Below are 16,007 nucleotides of genomic sequence, written 5' to 3' on the forward strand. Positions count from 1 at the left end.
CGCTCTTTTGGCCTCGCCGATTCTATTTGGCAATAGTAGCAATAGTAAGAGAATCAGGGCCGATTATCTATCGTTCTGCAACTCTAATGGGGCACTCAATGTGGCTTAACTGCGAGACCGAGGAGCGGGAGGAAATTCGGATAATCACAGGGCATCTGCTTCGTTTGGTCAACTATGCCGAAGACTTCTCGTCCGCCCTTTCGCTGTTTAATTTCTGTGGAGGCTTTGACCCCCGAGTGACGGGAGGTTGGCCCTTTGTAGCCGCCAGAGACGGCGCAATGACAATCTATCACATTGGAAAGACATTTGAGCTAACTCACGCAGCATTGAAACGCACGCCTACGTTGGCCGCTGCGATCTTGAAGGAAAACCTATCCGCTGCAGCGAAAGAATACCGAACTAGCTTCCCCACGTTTGAAAAGATCCGCCATGCGGTTTCGCATTCGTCGGAACTTTTTCGGGATAGTGAGAACATTGCTAAGAACGCGTTCAGTGGCGACTACGACGACGGCCACATTCGCATAGAGAACTCTTCTAACGTCGTCGTATCGAACAGCTTGATGGGACGAAAGTATACAAACACCATCGACGGCAAGATCATCTCATACGAAATCAGCGAAGCAACCAAGGCCATCGTCTATCAGTGTGTGAATACCTTCTTATCTGGGTTCAAGCCGGCGTATGGCGACCCACTTCCAAGCGTTCCTGCGCCACGTTGGTAGACCGAAGTGCCTCAACACGGCGCTATTCGAATTCTCCCCGGACGAGTTTTTTCTATCGAACAGCGCGCGAGCACCTCGACAAGTCGATTGCCACATCCTGTACCCAAGCGAGGCGCCCACCCCCCAAAACCCCAACCATTTTCTAAGGTTTTATGACATAAAATCACCAAAAGTGATGTTTTTCCGGATGGCAACTGTGGCAAAGCAAAAACGGGTGGACACCACGGGGACAGGCAAAATGGCAGGACGCTATTTCGGCACCGACGGCATTCGCGGCCGGGCCAACAAATTTCCCATGACGGCGGAAGTCGCCATGAAGGTCGGCATGGCCGCCGGGCTTTCGTTCCAGCGCGGCAGCCATCGCCACCGCGTCGTCGTCGGCAAGGACACGCGGCTCTCCGGCTACATGATCGAGAACGCGCTGGTCTCCGGCCTCTGCGCCGCCGGCATGGACGTCTTCCTGCTCGGCCCGATCCCGACGCCCGCGGTCGCCATGCTGGTGCGCTCCCTGCGCGCCGACATCGGCGTGATGATCTCGGCATCGCACAACCCCTATCACGACAACGGCATCAAGCTGTTCGGCCCCGACAGCTACAAGCTCTCCGACGAGATCGAGCAGCGCATCGAGGCGATGCTCGACGATGACGTGACGGCGCTGCTGGCCGATTCCGACGGGCTCGGCCGCGCCAAGCGCGTCGACGGCGTGCATGACCGCTACATCGAATTCGCCAAGCGCACCCTGCCCCGCTCCATGTCGCTCGCCGGCCTGCGCATCGTCGTCGACTGCGCCAACGGCGCCGCCTACAAGGTGGCGCCCGCCGTGCTGTGGGAGCTCGGCGCCGAGGTGATCCCGATCAATGTCGAGCCCAACGGCTTCAACATCAACCACGAGTGCGGCTCGACGCATCCGGCCGGCCTGCAGAAGAAGGTGCACGAGGTGCGCGCCGACATCGGCATCGCGCTCGACGGCGACGCCGACCGGGTGGTCATCGTCGACGAGAACGGCACCATCGTCGACGGCGACCAGATCATGGCGCTGATCGCCCAGTCGTGGCAGCAGAGCGGCCGCCTCGCCGGCGGCGGCCTGGTGGCGACGGTGATGTCCAACCTCGGCCTCGAGCGCTTCCTCGGCGCCTTGAACCTGGAACTGCACCGCACCAAGGTGGGCGACCGCTACGTGGTCGAGCACATGCGCGCCCACGGCCTGAACATCGGCGGCGAGCAGTCCGGCCACATCGTGCTGTCCGACTTCTCCACCACCGGCGACGGCCTGGTGGCGGCCCTCCAGGTGCTGGCCTGCATCAAGCGCTCGGGCAAGCCGATGAGCGAGCTCAGCCGCACCTTCGAACCGGTGCCGCAACTGCTCAAGAACGTGCGCTTCTCGGGCGGCAAGCCGCTGGAGGAAGCCCCGGTGATGGCGGCCATCGAGGAGGCCCGCAACCGGCTCGGCACGTCGGGCCGGCTCGTCATCCGCCCGTCCGGCACCGAGCCGCTGATCCGCGTCATGGCCGAAGGCGACGACCCGCAGCTGGTCGAAACCGTCGTCAACGACATCGTCGGCGTCATTGCCGAGAGCCGTTCGGCCGCCTGACCAAGCCAATTCTTGCCGCATCAAGAAAGCCCGCCGCGAGCGGGCTTTTTTGTGCGCGCCGGACTGCGCTCGACTTGTGCCGGCAAAGATACCGCCAAGCATTCGTGGTTAACCGACAGGGTTAAGCCGGCCTTAACCTATACCAAGCATTATCCACGCCGGTTAGTCATGGTCGGGCACGTAGCAGGTCCGTAGGTATAGGGTATTCATCATGCACAACTTTGGAACAAAGGCATTTGTCGCCGCGCTGCTGCTGCTCGGCGTCGCGACCCCGGCATTCGCGGCAGACCCGGTCGAGCCCGTCATCGAGGTCGAGCAGCCGTCCTATGGCGGCTGGTATCTGCGCGGCAACATCGGCATGAGCAACCAGCGCATCAAAAGGCTGGAATCGAGTCTCTTCGCCTTCCCTGACGACTTCGGTTGGTATGACGAAGGCAGCTTCGGCTCGGCGCCGATCTTCGGGGTGGGTGTGGGCTACAAGTTCAACGACTTCCTGCGCGGCGATCTGACCGTCGAATACCGGGGCAACTCCGAGTTCAATGCCCTGGATTGGCAGGACAACGGCGGCGTGATCACCACCAACGACTACCGCGCCAAGAAATCGGAATGGCTGTTCCTGGCCAATGCCTATGCCGACCTCGGCGACTTCTATGGTGTTACGCCCTATGTCGGCGCGGGCATCGGTGCCTCGCGGAATACCATCTCGAGCTTCCGCGACATCAACATCATCAACGGCGGAGGCGCCTATGCCGCCGACAGATCGCGATGGGACCTCGCCTGGGCGCTGCATGCTGGCCTCGGCATCAAGGCAACCGATCGCATGACCATCGACCTGGGCTACAGCTACGTTTCGCTCGGCGACGGCCAGACCGGCGAACTCAAGAACGACGATCCGTCCCAGCCGTTCCCGCCGGCCGGCAACGACGGCATCCGATTCAAGGACATCGCCTCCCACGACTTCAAGCTCGGCGTCCGTTACTCGCTGAACTAGGCTGGCAAGACAATCCACCGAAGCTCTTCGAACCGCCCGGCCATGCGCCGGGCGGTTTCGTTTTTACGTCAGAGCGATGGGGCTGCTAACCAATCGTTATCCTTAACTGCGACTTAACCACTATGGTTAACAATGCTCCCGACGGCGGCTGGATTCACGGGCAACACCGGCGCCATTTCGGGAGAATGCACCCATGATGCTCAACTATCGCGCGGCACTGGCGCTTGCGGCGATGACGCTCTGGCCGCTGGCTGCCACCGCCGCCGACTACGATCCGCCGATCGTCGTCGAGGAGGCGCCGGAATATGTCCCGGTCGAAGTCGGCTCCGGCTGGTACCTGCGCGGTGACATCGGCTATGCCCTTTCGACCAGCGCCGGTTCGGCCAGCTACCGCACCTTCACCGCGCCGTCGACCTATGGCAGCGCGTCCTTCGACAGCGAAGACCTGGACGGCGAGTTCACCTTTGGCGGCGGCGTCGGCTATCGCTTCACCGACTACTTCCGCGGCGACGTGACGGTCGACGGCTTCCGCGCCGACTTCTCCGGCACGACGTCGAGCACCACGCCCTGCGGCGGCCCGGTGGGCACCACCTGCCGCAGCGAGGACAGCGCCGAAATGTCGGCCATCAGCATCATGGCCAATGCCTATGCCGACCTCGGCACCTATGTCGGCTTCACGCCCTATGTCGGCGCCGGCGTCGGCTACTCCTATGTCAGCTGGTCCGATCTCGACAGCACCAACTATTGCGTGGACGGCGGGGTCGCCTGCCCCGTCGCGCCGCCGACGACCGACACGCGCGGCGGCGCCAAGGACTGGCGCTTCACCTACGCGCTCATGGCCGGTGTCGCCTACGACCTCTCGCAGAACCTGAAGGTCGACCTGGGCTACAAATACCGCCGCATCGACGGCGGCGACATGTTCGGCTGGAACGCCACCGATTCCGCGGCAGGCGCCAGGGGCATCCAGGGCAAGGACGGCGGCCTCGACCAGCACGAGATCAAGGTCGGCCTGCGCTACGAGATCTGGTGAGCGACGACAGCTGCGATTGACCCGCAAACGAAAAGACCCCGGCGGATCGCCGGGGTCTTTTCGTTTTCTGCCGCAGTTGGGCGGTTCAGAACTTGTAGGCCGCGCCGAACGAGATCGCGTGCATCTTGAGATCGGCTTCGACGGTGGCGGGACCGACATCGAAGTCGTCGCTGCCGAAATCATAGTAGCGGTACTCGCCGCGCAGCGTGATGTTGTCGGTCACCGCATATTCGGCACCGCCACCAACCGTCCAGCCGGTATAATTCAGATCGTAACTCTCGCCCAGCACGTCGGCGGAGGCGCCGGCGAAGGCGACGCCGGCCGTGCCGAAGACGAGCGCACGGTCGAAGGCAAAGCCGGCGCGGCCGCGGACCGAGCCGAACCAGTCGAGTTCGGTATCCGCCTCGAACGGGCCGACCACGGCCGTCTCGTCGATCCACGCCTTGTTGATATCGGCCTCGATACCGCCAACAAAGCTGCCGGACTGAAAGTTGTAGCCGGCGTACAGGCCGGCGAACCCGCCATTGGCATCGAACGAATCCGAGAAGCCGGGACCGATGTCCACGCTCACGTCGACATCCGTCCAGCCGTAGCCGCCCTGGAGGCCGACATAACCGCCGCTCCAAACGAAGGCCGGCTTCAGTTCCGCGGCCGGCGCCACCTCCGGTTCGACCACCGCATCGGCGGCATATGCCGTACCTGCAAGCAGCGCCAAGACCGACGCAAAGACTATCTTCTTCATATCCCGCTCCATTACTTAGATTGCTTGACAGATAGCACAAGCGGGCGAGGATTCAGCCCCATATACAACCTTGAATCGCATAATTGCGAGTCAATGTGGCAATCGCGTCACAACCTATACAGGAACATGGCAAGCGCCTCTCAGCATAAGAAGATGAATTTGAAATCCCTATCCGGTATATGCGAGAACTCGCAAAGGACTGGCAACAAAATCAATGGTACCATTGTGCCGAAACAAATGCGGCTGACGACCGGACGCAATGAGGTCGCCGCTCTGCCCGATTTGGCGCTGTCGTGGCCGGATGCCAAAACAAAGGCCCCGGCATCGGCCGGGGCCAAGGCGCGGCGCGGCGTCCCTCGTCAGAACTTGTAGCTCAGCCCGATCGAAACCCTGTGCGAGGCGAGGTCTACCGTTGCCTCCTCGGCGACCACCCCGGTGGTATCGAATTTCGAAGAGCCATAGTCCGAGTAGCGATACTCGATTTGACCAATCAGGCTGTCGGTGAACGCGTAAGCCACGCCGGCGCCCACGGTCCAGCCGGTCGCCGTGTCGCCCCAGGTCGCATCGGGGTTGCCTTCCACGTCCGGCCTGAGGTCAAAGTCGAGAAAGGCGACGCCGGCCGTGACATAGGGCAAGAACCTGTCGAACGCATAGCCGGCGGTCGCGCGCAACGAGGCGTCCCAGTTGGCCTCGACATTGACGGCAGTCCCCGCATAGGCCTCGGTCGTATCTCCCGAAAGCCAGTTGGCATCCGCTTCCAGCCCGACCACGGCGCCGTTGCCGAACTGGTATCGAAATCCGGCGTGGCCGCCCAGTGCGACGGCATCGATATCGGGAGACGCCGTGAAGACCTCGTTTCCGGAACTGACGAAGTCGGACTGGATCGCAGCATAGCCGCCCTGGAGGCCGACATATCCACCGGTCCAGACGAAGGTCGGCGCGAGTTCGGAGACCGGCGCCGGTTCCTGCGTCACCACGGCGTCCGCCGCATGGGCCGCGCCGCCGAGCAACGCCAGCACGGATGCAAAGATGAACTTGTTCATGGTCCCCACCCCGATGTTCGATCGCCAAATCAGCTAGCATGTTCATCGTCGTGCGCAGACCGAAAAGCACAGCCTGGAAATGCGTTTCCCCACAGGTGTTGCGATGGCGACACGACCGGCAGTGGCCTCCAGTGGCACGCAAAGCAGCGGCATGGCGACGGTATCGGTGCGCGGGAAAAACGGTTTCGACATGCGACCCGCTGGCACAGATGTCACCTTGCGTCACATTGCCTATTGCGATTCCGGGCCAGTTTCTGTATCGCCGTCCGTGGGCCACCCCTCCCCAACGAGGGGCCAACTATCTGGAAGGATAGAACCACGATGACGATCGTCGCCAAGCCCGGACTCCGTCCGGCAAACCCCAATTTCTCCTCAGGTCCCTGCGCAAAACGTCCCGGCTGGTCGCTCCAGGCCCTCGCCGACGCGCCTTTGGGCCGCTCGCACCGCGCCAAGATCGGCAAGACCAAGCTCGAGCAGGCGATCGAGCTGACGCGCGAAGTGCTCAAGGTTCCCGCCGACTACCGCATCGGCATCGTTCCGGCCTCCGACACGGGCGCAGTCGAGATGGCGATGTGGTCGCTGCTCGGCGAGCGCGGCGTCGACATGGTCGCCTGGGAAAGCTTCGGCGCCGGCTGGATCACCGACGTGGTCAAGCAGCTCAGGCTCGCCGACACGCGCAAGTTCGAGGCCGCCTATGGCGAGCTGCCGGACCTCTCCAAGGTCGATTTCGACCGCGACGTGGTCTTCACCTGGAACGGCACGACGTCCGGCGTGCGTGTCGCCAATGGCGATTTCATCCCCGCCGACCGCAAGGGCCTGACCATCTGCGACGCCACCTCGGCAGCCTTCGCCCAGCGGCTCGACTTTGCCAAGCTCGACGTGGTGACCTTCTCCTGGCAGAAGGTGCTGGGCGGCGAAGGCGCGCACGGCATGCTGATCCTGAGCCCCCGAGCCGTCGAACGGCTTGAGACCTACAAGCCGGCATGGCCGCTGCCAAAGATCTTCCGCATGACCTCGAATGGCAAGCTGATCGAGGGCATCTTCAAGGGCGAGACCATCAACACGCCGTCGATGCTCTGCGTCGAGGACTATCTCGATGCGCTGAAGTGGGCCAAGGCCCTCGGCGGGCTCGACGCTCTGGTCGCCCGCGCCGACGCCAACTTCGCCGTCATCGATCGCTTCGTCGCAAACTCGAGCTGGCTCGGCCACCTCGCGGTCGTGCCTGAAACGCGCTCGAACACCTCCGTCTGCCTGTCGATCGTCGACCCGGACGTGGCGGCACTCGACAAGGATGGCCAGGCGGCCTTCGCCAAGGCCATGGTATCGGCGCTGGAGAAGGAAGGCGTCGCCTTCGACATCGGCGCCTATCGCGATGCGCCCCCTGGCCTGCGCATCTGGACCGGCGCCACCGTCGAGACCTCGGATCTCGTGGCGCTGATGCCCTGGCTCGACTGGGCCTTCACCAATCAGAAGGCCGCGCTCAAGGCAGCTGCCTGAGACGCATGCTCTCCCCGTGAGGGGAGGGTGGCGAACGAAGCGAGCCGGGTGGGATTCTGTCCACCCGCTCTCCATCCCTGAGAATTCACAGGCCCATCCGGCCTCGACAACTTCACCCGGTCGCAATGCGACCGACCTCCCCTCAAGGGGGAGGCAGGCCAATCGCAAGAGGATTTGCCCATGCCCCGCGTTCTCGTTTCCGACAAGCTCTCCACCACCGCCGTCCAGATCTTCAAGGACCGCGGCGTCGAAGTCGACTACCTGCCGGACCTCGGCAAGGACAAGGAAAGGCTGCTCGAAGTCATCGGCCAGTATGACGGCCTCGCCATCCGCTCGGCCACCAAGGTGACCGAGAAGCTGATCGCGGCTGCGACCAATCTCAAGGTCGTCGGCCGCGCCGGCATCGGCGTCGACAATGTCGACATCCCCGCTGCCTCGCGCCGCGGTATCATCGTCATGAACACGCCGTTCGGCAATTCGATCACCACCGCCGAGCATGCCATTGCGCTGATGTTCGCCGTTGCCCGCCAGATCCCCGAAGCCAACGCCTCGACGCATGCCGGCAAATGGGAAAAGAACCGCTTCATGGGCGTCGAGATCACCGGCAAGACGCTGGGCCTGATCGGCTGCGGCAATATCGGCTCGATCGTCGCCACCCGCGCCGTCGGCCTCAAGATGCATGTCGTCGCCTTCGACCCGTTCCTCTCCGAGCATCGCGCCGAGGAACTGGGCGTCGAGAAGGTCGAGCTCGACGAGCTGTTCCACCGCGCCGACTTCATCACGCTGCACACCCCGCTGACCGACAAGACGCGCAACATCATCGACGCCGAAGCGATTGCCAAGATGAAGAACGGCGTGCGCATCATCAACTGCGCACGCGGCGGCCTGGTGGTCGAGAAGGACCTGATCGCTGCGCTGAAGAGCGGCAAGGTGGCGGGCGCCGGCGTCGACGTGTTCGAGGTCGAGCCGGCCGAGCAGAACGAGCTGTTCAACATGGAGAACGTGGTCTGCACGCCGCATCTCGGCGCCTCGACTTCGGAAGCGCAGGAGAACGTGGCCCTCCAGGTCGCCGAACAGATGGCCGACTACCTGACCAAGGGTGCCGTCACCAACGCCATCAACATGCCCTCGATCACTGCCGAGGAAGCCCCGAGGCTCAAGCCCTTCGTCAAGCTGGCGGAAGTGCTCGGCGCCTTCGTCGGCCAGGTGACGGAAGACCCCATCACCGAGGTCGAGATTCTGTTCGACGGCTCGACCGCGCAGATGAACACCAAGGCGCTGATCAGCGCGGCCCTCGCCGGCCTGATCCGGCCGCAGGTCGCCGACGTCAACATGGTGTCCGCGCCGATCATGGTGAAGGAGCGCGGCATCATCGTTGCCGAGGTCAAGCGCGACAAGTCGGGCGTGTTCGACGGCTACATCAAGCTGACGGTCAAGACCGAGCACATGACCCGCTCGATCGCCGGCACCTGCTTCTCCGACGGCAAGCCGCGCTTCATCCAGATCAAGGGCATCAACCTCGACGCCGAGGTCGGCCAGCACATGCTCTACACCACCAATGCGGATGCCCCCGGCATCATCGGCCTGCTCGGCACGGTCTGCGGCGAGAACGGCGTCAACATCGCCAACTTCTCGCTCGGCCGCGACCGGCCGGGCGGCGATGCGATCGCGCTGCTGTATCTCGACGCGCCCTTCCCCGAGGACGTGCTGGCCAAGGTGCGCGCGCACAAGTCGATCGACTCGGCAAGGCGCCTGCAGTTCGACGTCAACGGCTTCTGACCGGCCCGAGAGATTGCCTGCCAAGGCTGAAGAAGGCGCGGCATGGTCCGCGCCTTTTGTTTGGCCTTTCGATAGCTCAACCGGGATTGGTGTTCGGCGGGTCCAGCGCCATCTTGCGGCCGCTGTGCTCGGCGATCCAGATGCCGCCGAGCACCAGCGTGAATGCGATCGCGTGGTAGAACTGGAAGTCCTCGCCGATGATGAGGACCGAAAGGATGGTGCCGAAGATCGGCACCATGTTGATGAACAGCCCGGCACGGTTGGCGCCGATCTGCTCGACGCCGCGGATGTAGAAGATTTGCGCGATGATCGAGGGGAACAGCACGATGTAGCCGGTGAGCAGCCAGCCCGTCGCATCCGGCAGGATCAGCCGGCCGGAATTCATCTCCCACAGCGCGAACGGGATCGACATGACGAAGGCCGATCCGGTCAGAACGATCATCAGGCTCTGCCAGTGGATTTGCGGCTTGAAGCGCAGGGCGACCGTGTAGGCGCTGTAGACCAGCACCGCGATCAGCATGAGCGTGTCGCCGAAATTCACGTCGAGCATGAGCAGCGTCGTAAGATCGCCGTGGCTGGCGGTGAGCGCGATGCCGGTCAGCGACAAGACGAAGCCCGCCACCTGGGCGATGGTGACCTTGATGCGGAAGAGCAGGAAGTTGGCGGCAAAGATGAACATCGGTATGCCGGCCTGCTCGATGCTGGTGTTGATCGCCGTGGTGAAATTGAGGGCGGAGTAGAGCGCGGCATTGAAGACCGTGAAGCCGAGCGCTCCGAGCAAGGTGAGCAGCGGCAGGTTGCCGCGCACGGCCGGCCAGTCGAGCCTGAGCTGCCGCAAGCCGATCGCACCAAGGATGACGGCGGCAATGCCCCAGCGCAACGCCGTCAGCAGCATCGGCGACACATGCCCGACGGCCAGCTTGCCCGCGACGGCATTGCCGCCCCAAAACAGGGCGGTCAGGAGCAGCAGGACATAGGCATTTCGATGCATTCGGTCGCGCCTTCGGGGGCAGGGAGTGGCACGTCCGGCGTAGGTGCGCCGGAGGGCCAAGTAAATGCGTCCAAAGCAGCATTTTGTTATGCCTCGGAGGGCAAAAGAAAGGTCGCGCATCCAATTGCTTGGCGCTATAGAGGCCTGTCATTTTGAACTGTTCGCGGCTTCACCCGCGAAACCGGAAGGAAAGAACCATGGCCAATGTGGTGGTCGTCGGCTCGCAATGGGGCGACGAAGGCAAGGGCAAGATCGTGGACTGGCTGTCGGAGCGCGCCGACGTGGTCGTCCGTTTCCAGGGCGGACACAACGCCGGCCACACGCTGGTGGTCGACGGCAAGGTCTACAAGCTGTCGCTGCTGCCTTCCGGCGTCGTGCGTGAAGGCAAGCTCTCGATCATCGGCAACGGCGTGGTCTTCGATCCGCACGCCTTCGTGGCCGAGCTGGAAAAGATCCGCGCCCAGGGCGTCGAGATCGGCCCGGATCGCCTGAAAATAGCCGAAAACACCGCGCTTATCCTGTCGCTGCATCGCGAGCTGGATGGTTTCCGCGAGGACGCCGCCTCCAATTCGGGCACGAAGATTGGCACGACACGCCGCGGCATCGGCCCCGCCTATGAAGACAAGGTGGGACGCCGTGCCGTGCGGGTGATGGACTTGGCGGATTTGGACACCCTGCCCCTCAAGGTCGACCGGCTGTTGACGCACCACAATGCGATGCGTCGCGGCCTCGGCCATCCCGAGGTGACCCACGAAGCCATCATGGCGGAGCTGACCTCGGTCGCCGACAAGGTGCTGCCCTATATGGACCGCGTCTGGAAGGTGCTGGACGACAAGCGCCGCGCCGGCGAGCGCATCCTGTTCGAGGGCGCGCAGGGCACGCTGCTCGACATCGACCACGGCACCTATCCGTTCGTCACCTCGTCCAACACGGTCGCCGGCCAGGCGGCAGCCGGCTCGGGCATGGGGCCGGGATCGATCCACTATGTGCTCGGCATCACCAAGGCCTACACCACCCGCGTCGGCGAGGGCCCGTTCCCGACCGAGCAGCAGAACGAGATCGGCGAATTCCTCGGCACGCGCGGCCATGAGTTCGGCGTGGTGACAGGGCGCAAGCGCCGCTGCGGCTGGTTCGACGCGGTGCTGGTGCGCCAGGCGGTCGCGGTCAACGGCATCAAGGGCATCGCGCTGACCAAGCTCGACGTGCTCGACGGCCTCGACGAGATCAAGGTCTGCACCGGCTACAAGCTGGATGGCGAGCTGATCGACTACCTGCCGGCCAGCCAGGGCGCCCAGGCGCGCGTCGAGCCGGTCTACGAGACGCTCGAAGGCTGGAAGGGCACGACGGCCGGCGCACGCAGCTGGAACGACTTGCCGGCGCAGGCCGTGAAGTATGTCCGCCACATCGAGGAGCTGATCGGTGCTCCGGTGGCGCTGCTTTCGACCAGCCCCGAACGGGACGACACCATACTTGTGACCGATCCGTTTGAAGACTAGTTATTGACACCCCGGCGGGCCGCAATGTCGGGCGGAGACGCGGCCCGAGGATGAACAGATAGGTCGACGAGAGCATGGCAGACTTCGTAGCGGTTCTGAAGAAGACGCTGGACGGCATGGGCGAGACGACGCCGGCCATGCGTGCGCGGGTGTACGACAAGGCCCGCGCGACGATTTCGGCCAAGCTTGCCGCCATCAACCCGCCGCCGCCGCAAAGCGTCGCCGACCGCCAGAAGAAGACACTGGAGGACGCCATCGCGACCGTGGAGGCGGAGTACGGCCCGAAGCCGACCTACGACGACCCGCTGGCCGAACTCGAGAACGTCTTCTCCTCCATCGACCGCAACAGGAACAAGCCGCTTCATACCCAGCCGGCCGCCATGGCTGCGCCGGCGCCGGCGCCGGCGCCCGCTCCGCTGGTGCAGCCGCGCCCCGCGGCTTCGATCGCGCCGCCGCCGCGCCCAAGCGCCCCGCCGCCGGAATTCCTGGCCGACGACGACCAGTATGACGAGACGCCGGAGGCCGCTCGCGACGATGACTTCGATGCACCGGAGAGCGATGCCGATCCGTTCCAGAAATACAGGCAGAAGCCGCGCCGCCGCATCGGCGGCGGCCTGATCGCGGCCGCTCTGGCCGTCGCGGTGGTCGGCGGCGGCGGTTACGCCCTGTGGTCGAACCGCGACGCCCTGATCGGTTCCGGCAGCGACAAGCCCGCCGCGCCCGCGCCAGCCGCAAACGAGGCGGCAGCGCCGGCGCCCGCCAATGGCGAGCAGAACGCCGAACCGTCGGCTGAAGACGGGCAGGTCAAGCTCACGCAGCGGCTGACCTCCGACGGCAAGGAAATCGACCCGGGTCCTGCCGGCGGCGGCAGCAGCATCGGCGAAGGCACCTCCGTCGCCACGCTGACCCAGGCGCCGTCCACCGCTCCCGAGCCAACACCCGGACCGACGCCGGCGACGCCCGCCCCAGCCGAAGCGGCCGGTGCCAATCCGGCGCCCGCGGCAACCGAAAACGCCCAGGTTGCAGTGGGCCAGAAGGCGATCTTCTACGAGGAACGCACCAACGTGGCCCAGGGCTCGGCCGAGCCCGGCTCGGTGGTCTGGTCGGTGGTGCAGGAATCGCCGGGCGGCGACCTGCCGCCGGAGCCCGCGATCCGCGCCGAGGCGACGATCCCCGGTAAGGACATCCAGCTGCGTATGACCATCCGCCGCAACGCCGACAAGACGCTGCCGGCGAGCCATATACTCGAGATGATCTTCCTCACGCCTGACGGCTTCGAGGGCGGCGGCATCGAGAACATCCTACGCGTGGCGCTGAAGAGCTCCGAGCAGGATGCGGGAAGCCCGCTCCTGGGCATCCCGGCCAAGATCGCCGACGGCTTCTTCCTCGTCGCGCTCAACGACACCAAGGCCGAGATGGACACCAATCTGAACCTGCTGCGCCGCCGCAGCTGGATCGACGTGCCGGTGGTCTACAAATCCGGCCGCCGCGCCCTCTTCACCATGGAAAAGGGCATTCCGGGCGACAAGGCGTTCGAGGAAGCCATGAAGGCCTGGGAGGCCAAGGCGGCCGGCTAACAGCCAAGCCGAATTGGCCTTCGACTGACGCGTCCCGCGTCAGAAGCCCTGGAACAGCATATCCAGGGCGTCAAGAATTTGGTCATGGCGCTCGCCTAGATTGGCGCGCAGTTGTCCCAATTCGGAAACCGCAACAGCACCGATGAGGTGTGTAGCCATGACCAGTTTCCGGCCATCGATATCGAATACCGGATTGAGCTTCCTGACCGGTGGCGGCGCGTCTTCCGCAGGCAACAGCGGCACCACCACCCGTGATTTCAGATGGTCGAGCAGGTCCGACTGCACGTCGAGCAGATAACTGCCGTCATACGGACCAGCGAACAGATCGTGTCTGGCCATCAGAACAACCGGTACTTGGCCAGAGGCAACCCGTTCTTGTCGACATAGTCGTTCCAAGCATCCAACTTAGCTTGGTTCTCGATCTTCCACCGTCGCGACTTTTCCTCGGAGACGGCCTTCGCCAAGGCTTCCTCAGCCAGTTGCGACATGTTGAGGCCGAGCGCCTTGGCCTCTTCGACCAGGGCGGCATCGATGGTCACGTTGGTCGGCTTGCGGACGGGTTTAGGAGCTTTCTGCAACATGGCAGTACCTCGATCATGCGCATAACATATGCGCACCGATCAAGTGCTGCAATCCGGCCGCAGCAATTCCAGCAAGGTGCGAGGCGGTTTTCGCCCGGAATTGCGTCGGGTTGGGGCGCTCTTGCGCTTCGAAGAAAAGCGGAAACGCTTCAGCCTTCGAGCTCCTCGCGCAGCATCTCCAGTTCGAGCCATTCCTCCTCCAGCGCGGCCAGCGACACGCGTTCCTTGTCGAGGGCGGCGATGGTTTTCTGGAAGCCGTTCGGGTCGCGTTCGTAGAAGGCCGGATCGGCGATCTGGTTCTCCAGCCGCGAGATCGATGCCGTCACCGCGTCGATCTTCTTGGGCAAATTGTCGAGCGCGAACTTCTGCTTGAAGGAAAGCTTCCTGGCCGCTGCCTTGGGGGCGTCCGCCGCCGGCCGGGAGCCGCCCGACGGCTCGGCATTCGGCTTGCGCGCCTTGCGGTCCTCGAGCCTGGCCACGCCGCGCTGCGCCAGCATGTCGGAATAGCCGCCGGCATATTCGACCCATTTGCCGTCGCCGTCGGGCGCGATGATGCTGGTGACCGTGCGGTCGAGGAAATCGCGGTCGTGGCTGACCAGGATGACGGTGCCGGCGAAACCCGCGACCAGTTCCTGCAGCAGTTCCAGCGTCTCCATGTCGAGGTCGTTGGTCGGTTCGTCGAGCACCAAAAGATTGGCCGGACGCGCCAGGACGCGTGCCAGGATCAGCCGGGCGCGCTCGCCGCCGGAAAGCTCGCGCACCGGCGTGCGCGCCTGCTCGGGCTTGAACAGGAAGTCCTTCATGTAGGAGACGACGTGGCGCTGCTCGCCGTTGATGACGAGGTTCTCGCCGCGCCCGTCGGTGAGGTAGCTCGTGAGCGTCTCGTTCGGGTCGACCGCCTCGCGCTTCTGGTCGAGGGTCGCGATCTCCAGGTTGACGCCGAGCCGCACGCTGCCGGCATCTGGTTCGAGTTCGCCGGTCAGCATCTTGAGCAGCGTCGTCTTGCCGGCGCCGTTGGGACCGACGAGGCCGACGCGGTCGCCACGCTGGATGCGGGTCGAGAAGCCCTTGACGACAGTCAGCTCGCCGAAGCTCTTGTCGATGCTCTTCGCTTCGATGACCAGCTTGCCGGATTCGGCCGCGTCGCTCGCCACCATGGTCGCCACACCTTCGGCGCCGCGATGGCTGCGGAAGCGCTGGCGCATCGATTGCAGCTCGCCGAGGCGGCGCATGTTGCGCTTGCGGCGCGCGGTTACGCCGTAGCGCAGCCAGTGTTCCTCGCGCACGATCTGGCGGCCGAGCTTGTGCTGCTCGCGCTCCTCCTCCTCGAGGATCTGGTCGCGCCATTCCTCGAAATGGGCGAAGCCGCGGTCGAGCCGGCGCGTCTGGCCGCGATCGAGCCAGACCGTGTTGCGGCTGACGCGTTCGAGGAAGCGGCGGTCGTGCGAGATCAGGATCAGCGCCGACGAGGTGCGGATGAGTTCTTCTTCCAGCCATTCGATGACAGAGAGGTCGAGATGGTTGGTCGGCTCGTCGAGCAGCACGATGTCCGGCTCCGGCGCCATGACGCGGGCGAGTGCCGCGCGGCGTGCCTCGCCGCCGGAAAGGTCGCCGGGCCGCTCCTCGCCGGTCAGCCCGAGATGGTCGAGCAGATAGGTGGCGCGATGCGGATCGTCGGCCGGCCCCAAGCCCGCCTCGACATAGGCGCGGACGCTGGCAAAATCGTCCATGTCGGGCGCCTGCGGCAGATAGCGGATCGTCGCCGAAGGCTGGCGGAACACCTCGCCGTCGGTCGGCTCGACCAGGCCTGCGGCGATCTTGAGCAGCGTCGACTTGCCCGAACCGTTGCGGCCGACAAGCGCGATCTTGTCGCCGGCCGAGGCGGAGAGCGTCGCTCCGTCGAGCAGCGGCACGCCGCCGAAGGTCAGCCTGACGGCGTCGAGATTAAGAAGCGGAGGCGCCATTTT

The 16,007-nt window shown here is 64.3% G+C and carries 14 protein-coding genes; 8 read left to right on the plus strand and 6 right to left on the minus strand.

Annotated elements, in window-relative coordinates; genetic code table 11:
- Positions 1-278 precede the first annotated feature (278 nt).
- The 4 genes from AmiPiv_RS13345 to AmiPiv_RS13360 all read left to right on the plus strand — a co-directional run bounded on the left by AmiPiv_RS13345 (position 279) and on the right by AmiPiv_RS13360 (position 4,334).
- The gene (locus AmiPiv_RS13345) at positions 279-722 is read left to right on the plus strand and encodes a hypothetical protein (protein WP_340037949.1); all 444 of its coding nucleotides are present in this window, start codon (positions 279-281) and stop codon (positions 720-722) included.
- Between the two features lie 238 nt (positions 723-960).
- Positions 961-2,313, plus strand: a complete 1,353-nt coding sequence (gene glmM / locus AmiPiv_RS13350; protein ID WP_340037950.1) for a phosphoglucosamine mutase — start codon at positions 961-963, stop codon at positions 2,311-2,313.
- A gap of 211 nt (positions 2,314-2,524) precedes the next feature.
- On the plus strand, positions 2,525-3,304 hold the full coding sequence (locus tag AmiPiv_RS13355; protein WP_340037951.1) for an outer membrane protein: 780 nt from the start codon (positions 2,525-2,527) through the stop codon (positions 3,302-3,304).
- A 193-nt stretch (positions 3,305-3,497) separates the two neighbouring features.
- Positions 3,498-4,334, plus strand: a complete 837-nt coding sequence (locus AmiPiv_RS13360; protein WP_340037952.1) for an outer membrane protein — start codon at positions 3,498-3,500, stop codon at positions 4,332-4,334.
- A gap of 85 nt (positions 4,335-4,419) precedes the next feature.
- Here the strand turns inward: AmiPiv_RS13360 and AmiPiv_RS13365 are convergent, their stop codons facing one another.
- The gene (locus AmiPiv_RS13365) at positions 4,420-5,076 is read right to left on the minus strand and encodes an outer membrane protein (RefSeq protein WP_340037953.1); all 657 of its coding nucleotides are present in this window, start codon (positions 5,074-5,076) and stop codon (positions 4,420-4,422) included.
- A 359-nt stretch (positions 5,077-5,435) separates the two neighbouring features.
- Positions 5,436-6,119: an outer membrane protein gene (locus AmiPiv_RS13370; protein WP_340037954.1), complete on the minus strand. Its 684-nt coding sequence runs from the start codon at positions 6,117-6,119 to the stop codon at positions 5,436-5,438.
- A gap of 321 nt (positions 6,120-6,440) precedes the next feature.
- Here AmiPiv_RS13370 and AmiPiv_RS13375 point away from each other — a divergent pair, with 321 nt between their 5' ends.
- Complete coding sequence (locus AmiPiv_RS13375; RefSeq protein WP_340037955.1) at positions 6,441-7,616, plus strand: phosphoserine transaminase; 1,176 nt, start codon at positions 6,441-6,443, stop codon at positions 7,614-7,616.
- Positions 7,617-7,796: 180 nt separating this feature from the next.
- Positions 7,797-9,395, plus strand: a complete 1,599-nt coding sequence (gene serA, locus AmiPiv_RS13380; protein WP_340037956.1) for a phosphoglycerate dehydrogenase — start codon at positions 7,797-7,799, stop codon at positions 9,393-9,395.
- A 76-nt stretch (positions 9,396-9,471) separates the two neighbouring features.
- Here the strand turns inward: serA and AmiPiv_RS13385 are convergent, their stop codons facing one another.
- Positions 9,472-10,386 (minus strand): DMT family transporter, encoded by a 915-nt coding sequence (locus tag AmiPiv_RS13385; RefSeq protein WP_340037957.1) that lies wholly within the window; start codon positions 10,384-10,386, stop codon positions 9,472-9,474.
- Between the two features lie 197 nt (positions 10,387-10,583).
- Between AmiPiv_RS13385 and AmiPiv_RS13390 the strand changes: the two genes are divergently transcribed.
- On the plus strand, positions 10,584-11,882 hold the full coding sequence (locus AmiPiv_RS13390) for an adenylosuccinate synthase (RefSeq protein WP_340037958.1): 1,299 nt from the start codon (positions 10,584-10,586) through the stop codon (positions 11,880-11,882).
- Positions 11,883-11,956: 74 nt separating this feature from the next.
- Complete coding sequence (locus tag AmiPiv_RS13395) at positions 11,957-13,459, plus strand: hypothetical protein (protein WP_340037959.1); 1,503 nt, start codon at positions 11,957-11,959, stop codon at positions 13,457-13,459.
- A 39-nt stretch (positions 13,460-13,498) separates the two neighbouring features.
- On the opposite strand, the gene AmiPiv_RS13400 is transcribed toward AmiPiv_RS13395, so the two are convergent.
- The 3 genes from AmiPiv_RS13400 to AmiPiv_RS13410 form a co-directional block, all read right to left on the minus strand.
- Positions 13,499-13,798 carry a CcdB family protein gene (locus tag AmiPiv_RS13400; protein ID WP_340037960.1) on the minus strand — a complete coding sequence of 100 codons (300 nt, stop codon included), beginning with the start codon at positions 13,796-13,798 and terminating at the stop codon, positions 13,499-13,501.
- Positions 13,798-14,040, minus strand: a complete 243-nt coding sequence (locus AmiPiv_RS13405; RefSeq protein ID WP_340037961.1) for a type II toxin-antitoxin system CcdA family antitoxin — start codon at positions 14,038-14,040, stop codon at positions 13,798-13,800. Before AmiPiv_RS13405 ends, AmiPiv_RS13400 begins: the two co-directional genes overlap by 1 nt.
- 149 nt (positions 14,041-14,189) lie before the next feature.
- Complete coding sequence (locus tag AmiPiv_RS13410) at positions 14,190-16,004, minus strand: ABC-F family ATP-binding cassette domain-containing protein (RefSeq protein ID WP_340037962.1); 1,815 nt, start codon at positions 16,002-16,004, stop codon at positions 14,190-14,192.
- Positions 16,005-16,007: the final 3 nt, after the last annotated feature.

The sequence above is a fragment of the Aminobacter sp. Piv2-1 genome, from assembly GCF_037625995.1.
Taxonomy (GTDB): domain Bacteria; phylum Pseudomonadota; class Alphaproteobacteria; order Rhizobiales; family Rhizobiaceae; genus Aminobacter.